General features: G+C 69.0%; 14 protein-coding genes. 10 read left to right on the forward strand and 4 right to left on the reverse strand.

Going from position 1 to position 16,836, the window contains the following annotated elements; translation table 11 throughout:
- The gene (locus tag ACAM54_RS28745; RefSeq protein WP_369651492.1) at nucleotides 1-1,491 is read left to right on the forward strand and encodes an MFS transporter; all 1,491 of its coding nucleotides are present in this window, start codon (nucleotides 1-3) and stop codon (nucleotides 1,489-1,491) included.
- On the opposite strand, the gene ACAM54_RS28750 is transcribed toward ACAM54_RS28745, so the two are convergent.
- The 4 genes from ACAM54_RS28750 to ACAM54_RS28765 all read right to left on the reverse strand — a co-directional run bounded on the left by ACAM54_RS28750 (nucleotide 1,445) and on the right by ACAM54_RS28765 (nucleotide 5,403).
- Nucleotides 1,445-1,939, reverse strand: coding sequence for an Lrp/AsnC family transcriptional regulator (locus ACAM54_RS28750; protein WP_015865681.1), 495 nt, complete (start codon nucleotides 1,937-1,939; stop codon nucleotides 1,445-1,447). The genes ACAM54_RS28745 and ACAM54_RS28750 overlap by 47 nt on opposite strands.
- 76 nt (nucleotides 1,940-2,015) lie before the next feature.
- A complete protein-coding gene (locus tag ACAM54_RS28755; RefSeq protein ID WP_307697850.1) occupies nucleotides 2,016-3,419 on the reverse strand; it encodes an aspartate aminotransferase family protein in 1,404 nt (467 codons plus the stop codon).
- A 163-nt stretch (nucleotides 3,420-3,582) separates the two neighbouring features.
- On the reverse strand, nucleotides 3,583-4,515 hold the full coding sequence (locus tag ACAM54_RS28760; RefSeq protein ID WP_369651491.1) for a 2-hydroxyacid dehydrogenase: 933 nt from the start codon (nucleotides 4,513-4,515) through the stop codon (nucleotides 3,583-3,585).
- Between the two features lie 9 nt (nucleotides 4,516-4,524).
- Complete coding sequence (locus ACAM54_RS28765) at nucleotides 4,525-5,403, reverse strand: GNAT family N-acetyltransferase (RefSeq protein WP_145744062.1); 879 nt, start codon at nucleotides 5,401-5,403, stop codon at nucleotides 4,525-4,527.
- Nucleotides 5,404-5,904: 501 nt separating this feature from the next.
- Between ACAM54_RS28765 and ACAM54_RS28770 the strand changes: the two genes are divergently transcribed.
- The 9 genes from ACAM54_RS28770 to ACAM54_RS28810 all read left to right on the forward strand — a co-directional run bounded on the left by ACAM54_RS28770 (nucleotide 5,905) and on the right by ACAM54_RS28810 (nucleotide 16,824).
- Nucleotides 5,905-6,570 carry a haloacid dehalogenase type II gene (locus ACAM54_RS28770; RefSeq protein WP_369651490.1) on the forward strand — a complete coding sequence of 222 codons (666 nt, stop codon included), beginning with the start codon at nucleotides 5,905-5,907 and terminating at the stop codon, nucleotides 6,568-6,570.
- 30 nt (nucleotides 6,571-6,600) lie between these two features.
- Nucleotides 6,601-7,893, forward strand: coding sequence for an NAD(P)/FAD-dependent oxidoreductase (locus ACAM54_RS28775; RefSeq protein ID WP_369651489.1), 1,293 nt, complete (start codon nucleotides 6,601-6,603; stop codon nucleotides 7,891-7,893).
- Nucleotides 7,894-7,978: 85 nt separating this feature from the next.
- Nucleotides 7,979-9,601: an ABC transporter substrate-binding protein gene (locus ACAM54_RS28780; protein ID WP_369651488.1), complete on the forward strand. Its 1,623-nt coding sequence runs from the start codon at nucleotides 7,979-7,981 to the stop codon at nucleotides 9,599-9,601.
- Nucleotides 9,602-9,623: 22 nt separating this feature from the next.
- Nucleotides 9,624-10,580: an ABC transporter permease gene (locus ACAM54_RS28785; RefSeq protein WP_369651487.1), complete on the forward strand. Its 957-nt coding sequence runs from the start codon at nucleotides 9,624-9,626 to the stop codon at nucleotides 10,578-10,580.
- Between the two features lie 10 nt (nucleotides 10,581-10,590).
- Nucleotides 10,591-11,496: an ABC transporter permease gene (locus tag ACAM54_RS28790; protein WP_145744052.1), complete on the forward strand. Its 906-nt coding sequence runs from the start codon at nucleotides 10,591-10,593 to the stop codon at nucleotides 11,494-11,496.
- A complete protein-coding gene (locus ACAM54_RS28795) occupies nucleotides 11,496-13,121 on the forward strand; it encodes an ABC transporter ATP-binding protein (RefSeq protein ID WP_369651486.1) in 1,626 nt (541 codons plus the stop codon). The genes ACAM54_RS28790 and ACAM54_RS28795 overlap by 1 nt, the downstream gene beginning before the upstream one ends.
- 11 nt (nucleotides 13,122-13,132) lie before the next feature.
- Nucleotides 13,133-14,221 (forward strand): tartrate dehydrogenase, encoded by a 1,089-nt coding sequence (locus tag ACAM54_RS28800; protein WP_369651485.1) that lies wholly within the window; start codon nucleotides 13,133-13,135, stop codon nucleotides 14,219-14,221.
- Nucleotides 14,222-14,251: 30 nt separating this feature from the next.
- Complete coding sequence (locus ACAM54_RS28805; protein ID WP_369651484.1) at nucleotides 14,252-15,730, forward strand: NAD-dependent succinate-semialdehyde dehydrogenase; 1,479 nt, start codon at nucleotides 14,252-14,254, stop codon at nucleotides 15,728-15,730.
- Between the two features lie 89 nt (nucleotides 15,731-15,819).
- Nucleotides 15,820-16,824: a MerR family transcriptional regulator gene (locus ACAM54_RS28810; RefSeq protein WP_369651483.1), complete on the forward strand. Its 1,005-nt coding sequence runs from the start codon at nucleotides 15,820-15,822 to the stop codon at nucleotides 16,822-16,824.
- Nucleotides 16,825-16,836 lie beyond the last annotated feature (12 nt).

A 16,836-nucleotide genomic window follows, 5' to 3' on the forward strand; every position in this document is an offset into this window, starting at 1 on the left:
ATGATGGCCGACGACGACGCCGACCGGGCGGGCTGGGCGGTGCTCGTGGCCGCCAGTTCGGGCGCGCTGCTGTGCTTCCTGAATCTCAGTGCGCTCAATGTCGCGCTGCCTGCCGTGGCGCGGAGCCTGCATGCCTCGCCGGCGCAGGCGAGCTGGATCCTGCTGTCCTACATGCTGGTCAGCACCGTCTGCATTCTCAGCTTCGGACGGCTGGCCGATCTCTGGGGACGGCGCCGGCTCTTCCTCGCAGGACTGGGGCTTTTCGTGGCGGCGTGTGCGGCATGCGCCTTCGCACCCACCGCCGAACTGATGTTGGCGAGCCGCATCTGCCAGGCCGTCGGTGCGGCCGGCGTCATGGCCAACGCCAGCGCGCTGGTGGGCGATGCCTTCGGCCGCCGCAGGATGGGGCTGGCACTCGGCGTGCTCGCCATGGTTGCGGCCCTGGCCCAGGTCGTGGGCCCGCTGGCGGGCGGTTTCGTCGTCTCGTGGTGGGGATGGCGCGTCCTCTTCATGCTCTACGTGCCGATCGGGCTCGGCGTGCTGGCGTGGTCCTGGAAGATCCTGCCAAGAAGCGCGTTCGTTCAGGCCGAGCGCTTCGATCTGGCCGGCGCGGCACTGTCCTTCGTCGGCATTGGATGCGTGACCTATGCACTCTCGATGGCCGGTACCCGCGGATGGACCAGCACGCCGGTGTGGACCTTCATGCTCGCGGGGCTGTGCGCCATCGCCCTCTTCTCCGGCGTTCAGAGGCGTGTGGCCAGTCCGCTGGTCGACCCCTCGCTGTTCGGCGAACCGGGACGCCGCACCGCCTACGCGGCCATCCTGCTGCTGTCGATGACGCAGGCGGCTCCCCTGCTGCTGGTGGCCCTGTATCTGCAGGCTTGCGCGGGCCTGCAGCCATCGCAGGCGGGCCTGCGCATCGCACCGGTGGCATTCGGCATGCTGATGGCTGCGCCGGTGGCGGGCATCCTGCTTCGCCGCTTCGCGGCCGAATCCATCTGCGTGGGCGGCATGCTGCTCGCAGCCTGCGCCTTGGCACTGCTGGCGGCGCTGCTGCAACCGATGATCGGCGCCGTGCAGCTGTCGCTGTGCCTCTGGATGCTCGGCCTGGGCATCGGGAGCTTCGTGACGCCGAACAACGCATCGATCCTCCAGAGCGTTGTCCCCCAGCGCCGGGGCATCGCCAACGGCGTCCGGTCGACGCTGCAGAACACGGGCATCATGGTGGGAACGGCGCTGACGCTGAGCGTGGCGCTGGCACAGCTTCCTTCCGGCTCGCAGCGCATGATTCTGGGAGGCAGCGGCGCGGGGCTTTCGAATCCGGATGTGGCGGCCTTTACGCAAGGCGCCTGTTCTGCGCTGATCTTGCTTGCGGTCCTTTGCCTTGCCGGCGCGGCCTTGATCGCCGCGAGTGCCCGGCGGCATGGGCGCGGGAAAACGCCAGTCATCGCGGGTGGGGAAACAGCCGTTCGATCGGGCAGTGCGTCTTGATGAACGGCGACTTGATGACGATGTAGCTGAAGTACTTCGAGATGCCGATGTTGCGTTCGAGCAGTTCCTCGATCACTTCCTGGTAGTGGTTGACGCCGCGCGTCAGGAAACGCAGCAGGTAGTCGTAGCCGCCGCTCACCAGGTGGCACTCGAGCACCTCGTCCACCTCTCGGATCGCGGCCTCGAAGCGCACGAAGTCCTCGCGGTGGTGGTCCTGCAGCGTGACTTCGGTGAACACGGTGAGCGTGTCGCCGAGCTTTTCGAGCCGCAGGTGCGCGCCGTAGCCGGCGATGTAGCCGGCCTGCTCGAGCCGCTTCACGCGGATCAGGCAGGGGCTGGGCGACAGGCCGACCGCATCCGCGAGGTCGACGTTGGTCATGCGCCCGTTCTGCTGCAGCTGGGCCAGGATGCGCAGGTCGAGTCGGTCGATCTTGAAAGCTTCAGACATGGCAGTCCTGAAAAAACGAAAGAGGATCCGATTCTGCTTTGCCGGCGAGGTCCCGGGGCAGTGCTTTCCCGCCCGCTCAGGCCCCCAGGGCCGCGCGCACGTCGGCGGCATCCAGCACCTCGTCGAGCGTCTTCTTCAGGCGCGCGAACATCTGGGCGAACTCATCCTCGGTGAAGGTCAGCGCCGGCGCAAAGCCGAGGATGTGGTCGCCGAAGGATCGGAACACCAGGCCGTTGCGGTAGCCCGCGGCAAAGATGCGGTCCGCGAGGCCCAGCGCCGGATCGAAGCCGCGCTTGCCCTGTTTGTCGCTCACCAGTTCCAATGCGCCCAGCAGGCCTCGGTGGCGCGCATCGCCCACCAGTGGATGCGCGCGCAGCGCATCGAGCCCGGCCGCGAAGTGCGCCGCGCCGCGCTGGCCATTGGCGAGCACGCCGCCCTCTTCGTACAGCCGCAGCACCTCGAGCGCGACCGCGGCGCTCACCGGATGCGCCGAATAGGTCGCGCCATGGCCGACCGGCACACCCGCGGGCGTACCGTCGGCGATGCCGGCGTAGACCTTCTCGGACATCATCGTCGCGCCCATCGGCACGTAGCCCGAGGTCAGGCCCTTGGCCATGGTCATCAGGTCGGGCTCCACGCCTTCGGCCTCGCAGGCGAACATCGGACCGGTGCGGCCGAAGCCGGTGATGACCTCGTCGACGACGAAGAGGATGTCGAGTTCGCGCGCGGCATCGCGCATGGCCTTGAGCCAGCCCTTGGGCGGCACGATGACGCCGCCCGAGCCCTGGATCGGCTCGCAGAAGAAGGCGGCCACGTTGTCCGCGCCGAGCTCGGCCACCTTGGCGCGCAGCGAGGCCACCGACGCGGCGATCAAGGCCTGCGGGTCGGCGCCGTCCGCATGGCGGTACGGGTTGGGCGACGGGATGTAGTGCTGCGTGGGCAGCGGCAGGTCGAAGCCGCGATGGAAGGCGGGCAAGGCCGTGAGGCCCGCGCCGGTCGACGAGGAGCCGTGGTAGCCGCGCTCCAGTGCGATGAACTGCTTCTTCGACGGCTTGCCGATGGCGTTGTAGTACTGCACGATGAAGCGCACGGCGGCATCGACCGCCTCCGAGCCGCCGAGCGTGAGATACACGCGCGTCAGCGATGCGGGCGTGATCTGCACCAGCTTTTCCGCAAGGCGGATGGCCGGCTCGCTGCTGAAATGGAAGTAGCCGGTGGCGTAGGGCAGGCGCCGCATCTGCTCGGCCGCGGCCTGCACCACGCTCTCCTGGCCGTAGCCCACGTTCACGCACCACAGGCCCGCGAAGGCGTCGAGCAGTTCATGCCCGTTCGCATCGGTGAGCCAAGCGCCGCGGGCCGAGGCCAGCACGGTGGGGCCGCGCTGCTCGTGCGTGCGCCAGGGCGAGACAGGGTGGATCAGGTGGGCACGGTCGATGGCGTCGAGCGTGGCGTGGTGCGGCAATGCGGTGGGATGCGTCATGGCGGTGTCGATGGAAGCGAGAGCGAAGGAAGCTTTCGATGCCTTGAGCTTAGGCCGCGTGCCGCACGGCGTGGTGCTGCTTTGGGGGTGCTGCGCGAAGCAGGCTGCGGTTATGCGGCCCGCTACGGCACATCATGCGGCGGACCCTTTCTCTTCTTCATCTTCAGTAGCCCCGCGCGCGGTCCACCAGTCCAGCCATCGGTTCGCCGGCTTCGAAGCGGCGCAGGTTGTGGAGCACGGCTTCGGCGGCGCTCAGCGGCTGCGTCATGCTCGCGATGTGCGGCGTGAGCTGAATGCGCGGATGGCGCCAGAAGGCATGCGCAGGCGGCAGCGGCTCGGGGTCGGTCACGTCGAGCACCGCATCGCCGACCTGGCCGCTGGCCAGCGCCGCCAGAAAGTCGGCCTCGACCAGGTGCGGCCCGCGGCCCACGTGCACCAGGCCTGCGCCCATGGGCAGCATCGAGAACAGCCTTGCATCGAGAAAGCCGCGCGTCGAATCGGTGAGCGGCAGCAGGCACACGAGGATGTCGGTGCGCGCAAGAAATGCCGGCAGTTCGCCGCTGCCCGCATGGCATTGCACGCCATCCACCTCATGCCGCGAGCGGCTCCATCCCGCGCAGTCGAAGCCCAATGAGACCAGCTGCGCGAGCACGGCCTGGCCGAGCGAGCCGAGCCCCAGCACACCCACGCGCCGCTCGCTTGCGCGGCGCACCGGCAGCGGCTGCCACTGGCCTTGCTGCTGCTGGCGGCGGTACTGCGGCATGTCGCGGTGCAGGCCGAGCACGGCATGCGTCACGTATTCAACCATGCCCTGCACGATGCCGGGCTCGACCATGCGCACCACCGGCAACCCGGGCGGCAGCGCCGCGAAGTCGAACTGGTCGACACCCGCGCCCGAAGAGAACAGCACCTTGAGATTCGGAAAGCGCTCGGCAAGATCCTCCGGCGGCACCCAGGCTGCGAGAAAGCGCACCTGCGCCGGATCGCCAACCTCGGGCCAGATGCGGAAGTCGATGTCGGGGCGGTGGCGGCCGAACACTTCGGCCCACTGGCGGCCGCGTACCGGGTCCGACTTGTAGAGAAAGGTGGTCTTCATGGTCCGGGCCTAGCCCACAGCCTGAGTCACGAGAGCAAACAGCGACGGCCCCTGCGCCGCAACAGCAAGCGGCGCACCGCGCACCATCGTCGTCGGCGCATCCACACGCAGCAGGCCGATGCTCTCGAGCCATTCGGCCAGGCCGCTGTCGAAATCGATGTCGATGCGCGTGAAGTGGCCGGCGTTCAGCCCGGCAAGATGCGCGATCAGCGCCTTCGCGCCCTCGGCATCGGGCGCCACCACCGGGCCGATCGAATGGCCGCGCCCGAAGCGCCGCAGCATTGCGAAGCCCTTCGGTTCGTTGTCGTGGTCGAGCACCACGCAGGCATCGGCACCTTGCAGCAGCTCGGCGACCAGCGCATCGCGCGGCATGCCTCGCGCGGCCGCGTCGAGCGCCTGCAGCGCGGGCAGCTCGTTGAGACCCGCCGGCCGCAGGCGCCAGCCCGGCTGCAGCGCGACCAGCGGCGCCGGCTGCGCAATGCCCTGGTGCTGGCGCACCTCGCCGGCGCGCACAAAACCGAGCCGCTCATAAAGCCCCCGCCCTTCCGCGGTGGCGTGCAGGAGCACCGTGCGGTCTTCAAGCCCCTCGAGCAGCGCGCTCATCAGGCGATGGCCGATGCGGCGGCCCTGGCAGGCAGGCGTGACGATCACCAGGCCGATGGTGGCGTGGCGCTGGCCCCAGCGCCAGCGCAGGCCGGTCGCAATGATCTGGCCGTCGCGCTCCACCGCAATGCCGTCGGCATGCGGGAACACCTGCTCCCAGTCTGCGGGACGGTGCGGCCAGCGCTGTTCGGCCGAGAGCGCATGCGCTTGTGGAAGGTCGGCGGCCGTCATCGGCCTGAGCACCACGCCATCCATGGCGGGTGCGTTCGAAGTGGGTTCAGGCATAGGGAAAACTCTCTGTTGCGGCGGAATGGCGCATCCATCTTGGACGACATTGCGGCGCCGCACCAGAGCGAAACGGGCCTCTTTCACAACTTGCAAGCTTCGGTTGCAGCACCCCCCTGTTTCGCAATTCGCTGCGGCGGCGCGCCCGCATACGCACACAAATGCTGTGCCACCCTGCCTAGGATCGACCGCCACTTTCCTCGCCCCCCGCCATGCAAGCCTTCCATCCGCGAAACACCCATCGGCAACGACCTGGAACGCCGGTTGTTCGAAGCCAGGCTGAGCTTCAAAAGCGTGCTCGTCGACTTTGCCGCGACGCACGCAGGTGCATGGACGCACACACGCTGGGCACACCGCACGGCATGCCGTCGCCGCCCCCGCAAACCGCAGCTTCGTTTCGCCAGGCGCCGTTTTTCCCTACATACCTCGAGCGATGGCGTGCTGCAATCGCTTCGTAATGAGTTTGTCGCATTTGCCACCCTTCACAGAGGATTCGAGACCATGACCTTCCGTCCCAAGTACGTGACCTTCGACTGCTACGGCACCCTCACGCGGTTCCGCATGAAGGAGCTGACCACCGACCTCTTCGCCGACCGCATCCGGCCGGAGCAGATGGATCAGTTCGTCGCCGACTTCACCGCCTACCGCTTCGACGAAGTGCTGGGCGCCTGGCAGCCCTACGAAGTGGTGCTGAAGAACGCGGTGCGGCGCCTGTGCAAAAAATGGAAGATCCAGTACTTCGACAGCGACGGCCAGAAGTACTACGACGCCGTGCCCACCTGGGGCCCGCACGACGACGTGGCCGCGGGCCTCGCCAAGGTGGCCAAGGAAATCCCGCTGGTCATTCTGTCGAACGCCTCGGACGACCAGATCCAGAAGAACGTGGCGATGCTCGGCGCACCTTTTCACCGCGTCTATACCGCACAGCAGGCGCAGGCCTACAAGCCGCGGCTGCAGGCCTTCGAATACATGCTCGATTCGCTCGGCTGCAACCCGGAAGACGTGCTGCACGTGTCGTCGAGCCTGCGCTACGACCTGATGTCGGCCGACGACATCGGCATCGTCAACAAGGTGTTCGTCAATCGCGGCCATGGTCCGGGCAATCCGGCCTACCGCTACACCGAGATCCAGGACATCGGCGGCCTGCCCGGCGTCGTCGGTCTCTGATCTTTTCTTTCATCCAGCACAGGCCCACGCATGAAGCTCGACTCCTACTGGACCGATTCGGCACCTGCGTTCGTGCCGCAGGCGCACGAGTTGCCGGCGCAGGTCGATGTCGCGATCGTCGGCGGCGGCTTCACGGGCCTGTCGGCGGCGCGGGCGCTGGCGAAGCGCGGCGCGCGTGTCGCGGTGCTGGAAGCCGGCAGCCGTGTGGCGGCCGAGGCCTCGGGGCGCAACGGCGGGCACGTGAACAACGGGCTGGCGCTCGACTATGCCGACGTGGCGGCCAAGGTCGGTATCGACAAGGCCCGCGCCTGGTACCGCGCTTACGACGACGCGGTCGACACCGTGGCGCGGCTGGTGCGCGACGAAGCCATCGACTGCGACTTCATGCGCCACGGCAAGCTCAAGCTCGCCACGCGTGCCAACCAGATGGCCGCGCTCGAACGCAGCGCCGAGCGCCTGGTCGGCGACGGCGTGGACACCGATGTGGAGATCCTCGGCGCGGCACAGGTGCGCAGCGAGGTGCAGAGCGAGCGCTTCCACGGCGGCCTGCTCTACAAGCGCAGCGGCCAGATGCACATGGGCCGCTTCGCCCAGGGCCTGGCGGAGGCCGCACAGCGCCATGGCGCGCAGATCCACACCGGCACCATGGTGAGCCGCATCGAGCGCCTGGGCCAGGGCCATGCGCACCGGCTGCACACCGCCGGCGGCATCGTCAGCGCGCAGCAGGTGCTGCTGGCCACCGGTGCCACGCGCCATGGCGGCTACGGCAGCTTCGGCTGGCTGCGCCGGCGCATCGTTCCGATCGGCAGCTTCATCGTCGTCACCGAGCCGCTCGGCGCGGAGCGCGCGCAGGCGCTGCTCGCGGCCCGGCGCACCTACACGACGGTGGCCAACATCCACCACTACTTCCGGCTCACGCCCGACCACCGGCTGGTGTTCGGCGGCCGTGCACGCTTCTCGGTTTCCAGCCCGCAGGCCGATGCCGCGAGCGGCGAGATCCTGCGTGCGGGGCTGGCCGAAACCTTTCCGCAGCTCGGCGCCGTGCGGCTCGATTATTGCTGGGGCGGACTGGTCGACATGACGCAAGACCGCCTGCCCCATGCCGGCGAGCGCGACGGCCTCTACTACGCGATGGGCTACAGCGGCCACGGCACGCAGATGTCGGTCCACATGGGCGAGCGCATGGCCGCCGTGATGGACGGCGACGCCGCCGCCAACCCCTGGCGGGACCGCGGCTGGCCCGCCATTCCCGGCCACTTCGGTCCGCCCTGGTTCCTGCCCGCAATGGGCCTCTACTACTCGCTCAAGGACAAGCTGGCCTGAGCGCCCCGCGAGTGCACCGTTTTCGTTCCGTGTTTGTTTGTTCTTCAACCCTCATCAGTCACCGGCCCCACAGGAGTACCCCACCATGAGCGACAGCAGCAACAAGAGGTTCGAGAACCTCGTCGGTCCCGGCGAAAGCCTTCGCGTGATGGATTCGATCAAGCGCGGCGCATCGCGGCGCGACATCCTCACGATGCTGATGGCCGGCGGCATGCAGGCCACCCTGGCGGGCAGCCTCGCGGGCGTGGCGATGAGCGCCCATGCGCAGACCCCGCGCAAGGGCGGCCGGCTGCGCGTGGCGGGCGCCACGGCAGCCGCCACCGACACGCTCGATCCGGCCAAGCAGTCGAACCAGACCGACTACTCGCGCTGCAACATGATCTACAACGGCCTGACCTCGCTGGACGGCAGCCTCACGCCGCAGCCCGCGCTGGCTGAATCCTTCACCACCAAGGACGCCAAGACCTGGGTCTTCACCTTGCGCAAGGGCGTGGCCTTCCACGACGGGAAGGCGCTCGCGCCGGCCGACGTGGTGTTTTCGGTGATGCGCCACAAGGATCCGGCCACCGCCTCCAAGGCCAAGATCCTTGCCGACCAGATCGAAAGCGCCAAGGCCACCGGTCCGAACGAAGTGACCTTCGTGCTCAGCGCGCCGAACGCCGACCTGCCCGTGATCCTGGGCACCTTCCACTTCCACATCGTCAAGGAAGGCACCACCGACTTCAACGCCGGCATCGGCACCGGCCCCTACAAGCTCAAGGAATTCAAGCCCGGCGTGCGCTCGCTGATGGTGCGCAACGACGCCTACTGGAAGCCCGGCAAGCCCTACCTCGACGAAATCGAGTTCGTGGGCATCGGCGACGAGAGCGCGCGCGTCAACGCGCTGCTGTCGGGCGGCATGGACCTGGTCGGCTCGGTCAACCCGCGTTCGGTGGAACGCGTGAAGGGAACCCCCGGCTTCGGCATCTTCGTGACCCAGTCGGGCCAGTACTCCGACCTCATCATGCGCAAGGACGTGGGCCCCGGCGCCAACCCGGACTTCGTGCTCGGCATGAAGCACCTGTTCGACCGCGAACAGATGAAGAAGACCATTGCGCTGGACTACGCGGTGCTCGGCAACGACCAGCCGATCGACCCGACCAACCGCTTCTACTTCGCCGGCCTGCCGCAGCGCCCCTTCGACCTGGACAAGGCGAAGTTCCACCTGCAGAAGGCCGGCATCACGGGCAAGGTGCCGATGGTGGCGTCGCCCGCGGCGCTCTATTCGGTGGAGATGGCGCTGCTGCTGCAGCAGACGGCACAGCGCGCGGGGCTGGAGCTCGACATCAAGCGCATGCCGGCCGACGGCTACTGGTCGAACCACTGGCTCAACAGCCATGTGGGCTTCGGCAACGTCAACCCGCGCCCGAGCGCCGACGTGCTGCTGACGCAGTTCTTCCAGTCGGGAGCGGCCTGGAACGAGTCGCGCTGGAAGAGCGAGAAGTTCGACCAGCTGCTCGTGGCCTCGCGCGCCGAGACCGACCTGGCCAAGCGCAAGCAGATGTACGCCGACATGCAGACCATGATCCACCAGGACGCCGGCATCGGCATTCCGCTGTTCCTCTCGAGCATCGACGGCCACAGCTCCAAGCTCAAGGGCCTGTCGCCCATCCCGCTGGGCGGCCTCATGGGCTACAACTTCGCCGAGAACGTCTGGCTCGAAGCCTGATCCGTGCATCGGAAGATCCTTCATGAACCATGTCATCCTGAAGCTTCTGGCCCAGCGCATCGCGCTGGCGCTCGTGTCGCTGCTGGCGGTCTCGGTGATCGTGTTCTCGATCACCGCGGTGCTGCCCGGCGATGCCGCGCAGGAGCAGCTCGGCCAGGACGCCACCCCCGAGGCAGTGGCCGCGCTGCGCGCGCAGATGGGCCTGGACGTGCCGGCGCCCGCGCGTTATGCCAAGTGGCTGCTCGGCATGGCGAAGGGCGACCTCGGCCGCTCCGCGACCACGCAGATGCCGGTGTCCGAGCTGGTCGCCAGCCGCCTGCCCAACTCGCTGCTGCTGGCCGCGGTCACGGCGCTGTTCTCGGTGCCGATCGCGCTGGCGCTGGGCATTGCCTCGGCGGTGTGGCGCGGTTCGTGGTTCGACCGCGCGGCATCGACGGCGGCCGTGGGCGTGGTGTCGGTGCCGGAGTTCCTGGTCGCGACGCTGGCGGTGCTGGTGTTCGCGGTGCAGCTGCGCTGGCTGCCGGCGCTGTCCTTCGTCAACGACATCGAGTCGCTGGGGCAGCTGCTGCGCGCCTTCGCCATGCCGGTGCTGGTGCTGTGCTGCGTGATCGTGGCGCAGATGATGCGCATGACGCGCGCCGCGGTGATCGACCAGCTCGAGGCGCCCTACATCGAGATGGTGCGGCTCAAGGGCGCCTCGCCGATGCGCATGGTGCTCGCGCATGCGCTGCCCAATGCGGTGGGGCCGATCGCCAACGCGGTGGCGCTGAGCCTGTCGTACCTGCTGGGCGGCGTGATCATCGTCGAGACCATCTTCAACTATCCCGGCATCGCCAAGCTGATGGTCGACGGCGTCTCGCAGCGCGACATGCCGCTGGTGCAGACCTGCGCCATGATCTTCTGCTGCGCCTACCTGATCCTGGTGACGACGGCCGACATCTGCGGCATTCTTGCCAACCCGCGGCTGCGGCACCGCTGAAGGAAGCTTCATGGAAACCTCCACCTCTCCAACGGTCGTGAGCGCTGCGGCCTTGCTGCCGCAGGTGCCGCAGAAGCGCCGCGGCGGCCCGCTGCACTGGCTCGCCGGCTTCGGCGTCTCGGGCCTGTTCGGCCTTGCGGTGCTGCTGTTCTGGGTGCTCGCGGCGCTGCTCGGGCCCTGGCTGCTCTCGCACAGCGCGGCGGCCGCGGGCACTTCGAACGTCTTCGCGCCGATCAGTGCCGCGCACTGGCTCGGCACGGACTACCTCGGCCGCGACATGCTCGCGCTCGTCATCGAGGGCGCGCGCTACACCGTCGGCGTTGCATTGCTGGCCACGCTGCTGGCCAGCGGCACCGGCACCGTGCTGGCGCTGCTGGCCGCGGCCAGCGGCCGCTGGATCGACGCGGTGCTCAGCCGCGGCCTGGACACACTGACCGCGATCCCGAGCAAGATGTTCGCGCTCATCATGGTGGCGGGCTTCGGCTCCTCGGTGCCGATGCTGGTGGTCACGGCGGGCATCATCTACGTGCCGGGCGCCTACCGCATCGCGCGCTCGCTGGCCGTCAACATCAACGCGCTCGATTACGTGACCGTGGCGCGCACGCGCGGCGAAGGCACGCTCTACATCATGCTGCGCGAGATCCTGCCCAACATCGCGGGCCCGATGCTGGCCGACCTGGGCCTGCGCTTCGTCTATGCCGTGCTGCTGCTGGCGAGCCTGAGCTTCCTGGGCCTCGGCATCCAGCCGCCGGCGGCCGACTGGGGCTCCCTGGTGCGCGAGAACATCGGCGCGCTCGCCATGGGCGGCGCCTCGGTGATCGTGCCGGCACTGGCCATCGCGAGCCTGACCATCGCGGTCAATCTCGTCATCGACAACCTGCCCGGCCGTTCGGCAAGAGAACGAGGAGCACGCTGATGGGCGCACCACTCACTGTCCAGGGCCTGAGCATCTGCGCCGGCGAGAACACGCTGGTCGACAACCTGAGCTTCTCGGTGCAGCCCGGCGAAGTGCTGGCGCTGATCGGCGAATCCGGCTCCGGCAAGACCACCACCGCGCTCGCGCTGATGGCCTATGCACGCCACGGCTGCCGCATCTCGGCCGGCCGGGTGCAGATCGGCGACACCGACGTGCTGGCGCTCGATGCGGCGCGGCAGCGCTCGCTGCGCGGCCACACGGTCTCCTACATCGCGCAGAGCGCGGCCGCGTCGTTCAACCCCTCGCGCACGATCATGGACCAGGTGGTCGAGCCCACCGTCATCCACGGCCTGTGCAAGCGGGCCGAGGCCGAGGCCAAGGCGGTGCAGCTGTTCCGCGAACTCGCGCTGCCCGATCCGGAAAACATCGGGTCGCGCTATCCGCACCAGGTCTCCGGCGGCCAGCTGCAGCGGCTGATGGCCGCCATGGCGCTGATCGGCGACCCCGAGCTCGTGATCCTCGACGAGCCCACCACCGCGCTCGACGTGACCACGCAGATCGAGGTGCTGCGCGCCTTCCGCCGCGTGGTGCGCGAGCGCCGTGCCACCGCCGTGTACGTGAGCCACGACCTGGCCGTGGTGGCGCAGATGGCCGACCACATCCTGGTGCTGCGCAACGGCAGGATGAGCGAGATCAACGCCACCGGGCAGATCCTCTCGGCGCCCGCCGACGACTACACGAAGTGCCTGCTCGCGGCCGCGCGGCCCGCGGTGCGCGCGTCGGGCCAGGCCTCGGGCGATTCGGAACTGCTGCTCGATGTGCAGGAGCTGTCGTGCGGTTACGGCGCGGTGGACGCGAAGGGCCAGCCGGCCAAGATCATCCTCGAGGACATCAACCTCAAGCTCTACCGCGGGCAGGCCATTGGCGTGATCGGCGAATCGGGCTCGGGCAAGACCACGCTGGCGCGCGCCGTTGCCGGCCTGCTCAAACCCTGCCACGGCAGCGTCATGTTCGATGGTCATGCGCTCAAGCCCACGCTGCAGCAGCGCAGCCCCGAGGAGCTGCGCCGCATACAGATCGTGTTCCAGATGGCCGACACGGCCTTGAACCCCTCGCAGACCATCTGGCGCATCCTGGCGCGGCCATTGCAGTTCTACAAGGGCTTGCGCGGCGAGCCGCTCAAGCGGCGCATCCATGAACTGCTCGACCTGGTGAAGCTGCCGCACACCGTGGCCGACCGACTGCCCGGCGGGCTCTCGGGCGGGCAGAAGCAGCGCGTGAACCTGGCGCGCGCGCTGGCGGCCGAGCCTGACCTGATCCTCTGCGACGAGGTGACCTCGGCGCTGGACACCGTGGTGGCCGCGGCGGTGCTCGACCTCATGGCCGAGCTGCGGCGCGAGCTCGGCGTGTCCTATCTCTTCATCAGCCACGACCTGCACACGGTGCGCTCGGTGTGCGACGAGATCGTGGTGATGCAGCACGGCCGCAAGCTCTCGCAGGTGGCGCGCGCCGACTACGAGCGCGGGCCGCACCACCCCTACTACCAGCTGCTCGCCCGCTCCGTGCCCGAGCTGCGCCAGGGCTGGCTCGACGACATGGACCGCAAGGCTGCGGAAGCCGCATGAAGAAAACCGAAATGACCCCCACGTTCCGCATCGCGCTGATCGCCGGCGACGGCATCGGCAAGGAAGTGATGCCCGAGGGCCTGCGCGTGGTGCTGGCCGCCGCGGAGCGCTTCGGCTTCGAGCTCGACTGCCGCACCATCGCCTGGGCCAGCTGCGACTACCACGCCGAGCACGGCCAGATGATGCCGGACGACTGGAAAGAGCAGCTCCAGGGCGTCGACGCAATCTATTTCGGCGCCGTCGGCTGGCCTGCCACCGTGCCCGACCACGTCTCGCTCTGGGGATCGCTGCTGAAGTTCCGCCGCGAGTTCGACCAGTACATCAACCTGCGCCCGGTGCGCCTGTTCGAAGGCGTGCCATGCCCGCTGGCCGGCCGCAAGCCCGGCGACATCGACTACCTGGTGGTGCGCGAAAACACCGAGGGCGAATACACCTCGCTCGGCGGCGTGATGTACGAGGGCACCGAGCGCGAGATCGTGATCCAGGAGTCGGTGTTCTCGCGCCACGGCACCGACCGCGTGCTGAAGTACGCCTGCGAACTCGCCCGGTCGCGCAAGCGCAAGCACCTCACGGTGGCCACCAAGAGCAACGGCATCGCGATCAGCATGCCCTGGTGGGACGGCCGCGCCGACGCCATCGGCCGCGACCACCCCGAGGTGACCGTCGACAAGCAACACATCGACATCCTGTCGGCGCGCTTCGTGCTGCAGCCCCAGCGCTTCGACGTGGTGGTGGCGAGCAACCTGTTCGGCGACATCCTCTCCGACCTGGGCCCGGCCACCACCGGCACCATCGGCCTCGCGCCCTCGGCCAACCTCAACCCGGAGCGCAAGTTCCCGTCGCTGTTCGAGCCGGTGCACGGCTCGGCGCCGGACATCTACGGCCAGAACATCGCCAACCCGATCGCGATGATCTGGTCGGGCGCGCTGATGCTGGACTTCCTCACGCAAGGCCAGGGCGCAGGCCGCGCCGCGCACGACGCGATCCTCGGCGCCATCGAAGCGGTGCTGCGCGACGGGCCGCGCACGCGCGACCTGGGCGGCACGGCCTCGACCACCGACATTGGAATGGCCATTGCCGAACGCGTGGCCGCCGCCTGAGCTCTGCATTCATCCAGGACCCTTTCGACCATGACACTGACACTTGAACGCCAGGACCTGCTGCCCGGCCAACAGCTCATCGGCGCCGACTGGCGCGAAGCCAGCGACGGCCGCCGCCTCGAGGTGACCGATCCCGCCACCGATGGCGTCTTCGCGAGCGTGCCCGACGGCACCGCCGCCGATGCGCGCGCCGCAGTGAATGCGGCGCATGCCGCCTTCCCCGCCTGGCGCGCCGTGCCGGCGAAGCAGCGCGCGCAGATCCTCAAGCGCTGGAACGACCTGATGCTCGCGCATCAGGACGATCTGGGCCGCCTGATCTCGCGCGAACAGGGCAAGCCGCTGGCCGAAGGCCGCGGCGAAGTGGCCTACGCGGCCAGCTATGTCGAATGGTTCGGCGAAGAAGCCACGCGCGCCAACGGCGACGTGATTCCGGCCCCCGTGACCGGCCGCCGCATGCTCGCGCTGAAGGAGCCCGTGGGCGTGGTCGCCGCGATCACGCCGTGGAACTTTCCGGCCGCGATGATCGCGCGCAAGATCGCGCCTGCGCTGGCCGCGGGCTGCACCGTGGTGTGCAAGCCGGCCGAGGACACGCCGCTGACCTCGCTCGCGCTCGTCAGGCTCGCGCAGGAGGCCGGCGTGCCCGCGGGCGTGCTCAACATCGTCACGGCCTCGCGCGAACGCACGCCCGAGGTGGTCGACGTGTGGCTGGCCGATGCGCGGGTGCGCAAGATCAGCTTCACCGGCTCCACGCCTGTCGGCAAGCACCTGGCGCGCGCCTCGGCCGACACGCTCAAGAAACTGTCGCTCGAGCTCGGCGGCAATGCACCGTTCATCGTGTTCGAGGATGCCGACATCGATGCCGCGGTGGAAGGCCTGATGGCCGCCAAGTTCCGCAACGGCGGGCAGACTTGCGTGTGCCCGAACCGCGTGTTCGTGCAGGCTCGCGTGCACGACGCCTTCGTCGACAAGCTGGCCGCGCGCGTCGGCGCGCTGAAGGTCGGTCCGGCCACCGAGCCCGACTCGCAGATCGGCCCGATGATCAACGCGCGCGCGGTCGACAAGATCGAGCGCCACGTGCGCGACGCCGTGGCCCGGGGCGCGCGCATCGTGGTCGGCGGCGAACGGCTGCGCTCCGCGCGCTGCGACGGCCCCAACTACTACGCGCCGACCGTGCTCGTGAACGCCGATGCGGGCATGGATTGCAGCTGCGAAGAGACTTTCGGACCCGTGGTGCCGGTCACGCGCTTCGACACCGAGGCCGAGGTGATCGCGGCCGCCAACGACACGCCCTTCGGCCTGGCCGCCTACTTCTACTCGACCGACGTGCGGCGCATCTGGCGCGTGGCCGAGGCGCTCGAATCCGGCATCGTCGGCATCAACGAAGGTGCACTGGCCGCCGAGGCCGCGCCCTTCGGCGGCGTGAAGGAATCGGGCTACGGGCGCGAAGGCTCGGTGCACGGGCTCGACGACTACATGCACACCAAGTACCTGTGCCAGGGCGGGCTTTGAGGCGGCGACCGCGCCTTTTCGGCATTCGGGCTTGACCCGGCCCCAGGGGCATCCTCTAAAAGGGGAAGATCCACCGAAAGGAACACTTCATGCGATCTTCCGCCCCGCACCTGAATCCCTCCGAAGCAGCGCGACGGCTCGGCGTCTCGGCCAAGGCCCTGCGGCTGTACGAGCAGCGCGGCCTGGTCGAGCCCGGCCGGACCGCGGCGGGATGGCGGACCTACGGCCCGGCCGAGATGACGCGTGCAGGCGAGATCGTCGCGCTGCGCGCGCTCGGCTTCAGCCTGGCCCAGGTGGCACGGGTGCTCGCGGGCAATCCTGAAGGCCTGGAGCAGGCGTTGGCCGCGCACCAGACGGCGCTGGAAGCGCAGCTTCGCCAGCTCACGCACACCGTCGAGAAGGTCCGCGGCTTGCGCAGCGGCATTGCGCAAGGCCGGACACCGACCATCGGCGAACTCACGGGCCTGCTGGCACCCGCCTGCGAAGTCCGCCTTGCCTTCGACCTGCCATGGCCCTGGGGCGGGGAGCGCTTCGAGCTTCGCGAGATCCGGCCGCTCAACTACATCGTCGGCCCGCTCGGCAGCGGCAAGACCCGGCTGGCGCAGCGCATTGCCGAGGCACTGCCCAACGCGGCCTGGCTCGGGCTGGACCGGCGGGCGGAGGGCGGTGCCGCCGTGCCCGAGCCTCGGGTCGAGCGCGCGCTGGCCTGGCTCGTGGAGGACGGTGCGACGCCATCGGACGCGCTGATCGCACTTCTGGCCGGGCTGGAAGCGGAAGGGCCCCATGCCGTGGTCGTGGACCTGATCGAACACGAGCTGGACCAAGCCACCCAGGAGGCGCTGATCACCCGGCTGCGCCGCCGCGGCCCCCACGCGCGGCCGATCTTCATGCTCACGCGCTCCTGCGCGATCCTCGACCTGGCGGCCGTCGGGCCGGACGAGGCGATCATCCTATGCCCCGCGAACCACAGCCCGCCGAGCCTGGTCGCACCCTGCCCCGGCGCGCCGGGCTACGAGGCCGTCGCCACCTGCCTGGCGACGCCGCAGGTGCGGGCGCGAACGGCGGGACTTGCGGCGTGGCGGCAGGCGGCCTGATCAGGTCGAGCC

It is taken from the genome of Variovorax sp. V93, assembly GCF_041154485.1.
GTDB lineage: Bacteria > Pseudomonadota > Gammaproteobacteria > Burkholderiales > Burkholderiaceae_C > Variovorax > Variovorax beijingensis_A.

Excerpts from the sequence above, each read along its gene's own strand:
- ACAM54_RS28745 (WP_369651492.1), top strand. The coding sequence starts at position 1 with ATGATGGCCGACGACGACGCCGACCGGGCGGGCTGGGCGGTGCTCGTG.
- ACAM54_RS28750 (WP_015865681.1), bottom strand. The coding sequence starts at position 1,939 with ATGTCTGAAGCTTTCAAGATCGACCGACTCGACCTGCGCATCCTGGCC.
- ACAM54_RS28755 (WP_307697850.1), bottom strand. The coding sequence starts at position 3,419 with ATGACGCATCCCACCGCATTGCCGCACCACGCCACGCTCGACGCCATC.
- ACAM54_RS28760 (WP_369651491.1), bottom strand. The coding sequence starts at position 4,515 with ATGAAGACCACCTTTCTCTACAAGTCGGACCCGGTACGCGGCCGCCAG.
- ACAM54_RS28765 (WP_145744062.1), bottom strand. The coding sequence starts at position 5,403 with ATGCCTGAACCCACTTCGAACGCACCCGCCATGGATGGCGTGGTGCTC.
- ACAM54_RS28770 (WP_369651490.1), top strand. The coding sequence starts at position 5,905 with ATGACCTTCCGTCCCAAGTACGTGACCTTCGACTGCTACGGCACCCTC.
- ACAM54_RS28775 (WP_369651489.1), top strand. The coding sequence starts at position 6,601 with ATGAAGCTCGACTCCTACTGGACCGATTCGGCACCTGCGTTCGTGCCG.
- ACAM54_RS28780 (WP_369651488.1), top strand. The coding sequence starts at position 7,979 with ATGAGCGACAGCAGCAACAAGAGGTTCGAGAACCTCGTCGGTCCCGGC.
- ACAM54_RS28785 (WP_369651487.1), top strand. The coding sequence starts at position 9,624 with ATGAACCATGTCATCCTGAAGCTTCTGGCCCAGCGCATCGCGCTGGCG.
- ACAM54_RS28790 (WP_145744052.1), top strand. The coding sequence starts at position 10,591 with ATGGAAACCTCCACCTCTCCAACGGTCGTGAGCGCTGCGGCCTTGCTG.
- ACAM54_RS28795 (WP_369651486.1), top strand. The coding sequence starts at position 11,496 with ATGGGCGCACCACTCACTGTCCAGGGCCTGAGCATCTGCGCCGGCGAG.
- ACAM54_RS28800 (WP_369651485.1), top strand. The coding sequence starts at position 13,133 with ATGACCCCCACGTTCCGCATCGCGCTGATCGCCGGCGACGGCATCGGC.
- ACAM54_RS28805 (WP_369651484.1), top strand. The coding sequence starts at position 14,252 with ATGACACTGACACTTGAACGCCAGGACCTGCTGCCCGGCCAACAGCTC.
- ACAM54_RS28810 (WP_369651483.1), top strand. The coding sequence starts at position 15,820 with ATGCGATCTTCCGCCCCGCACCTGAATCCCTCCGAAGCAGCGCGACGG.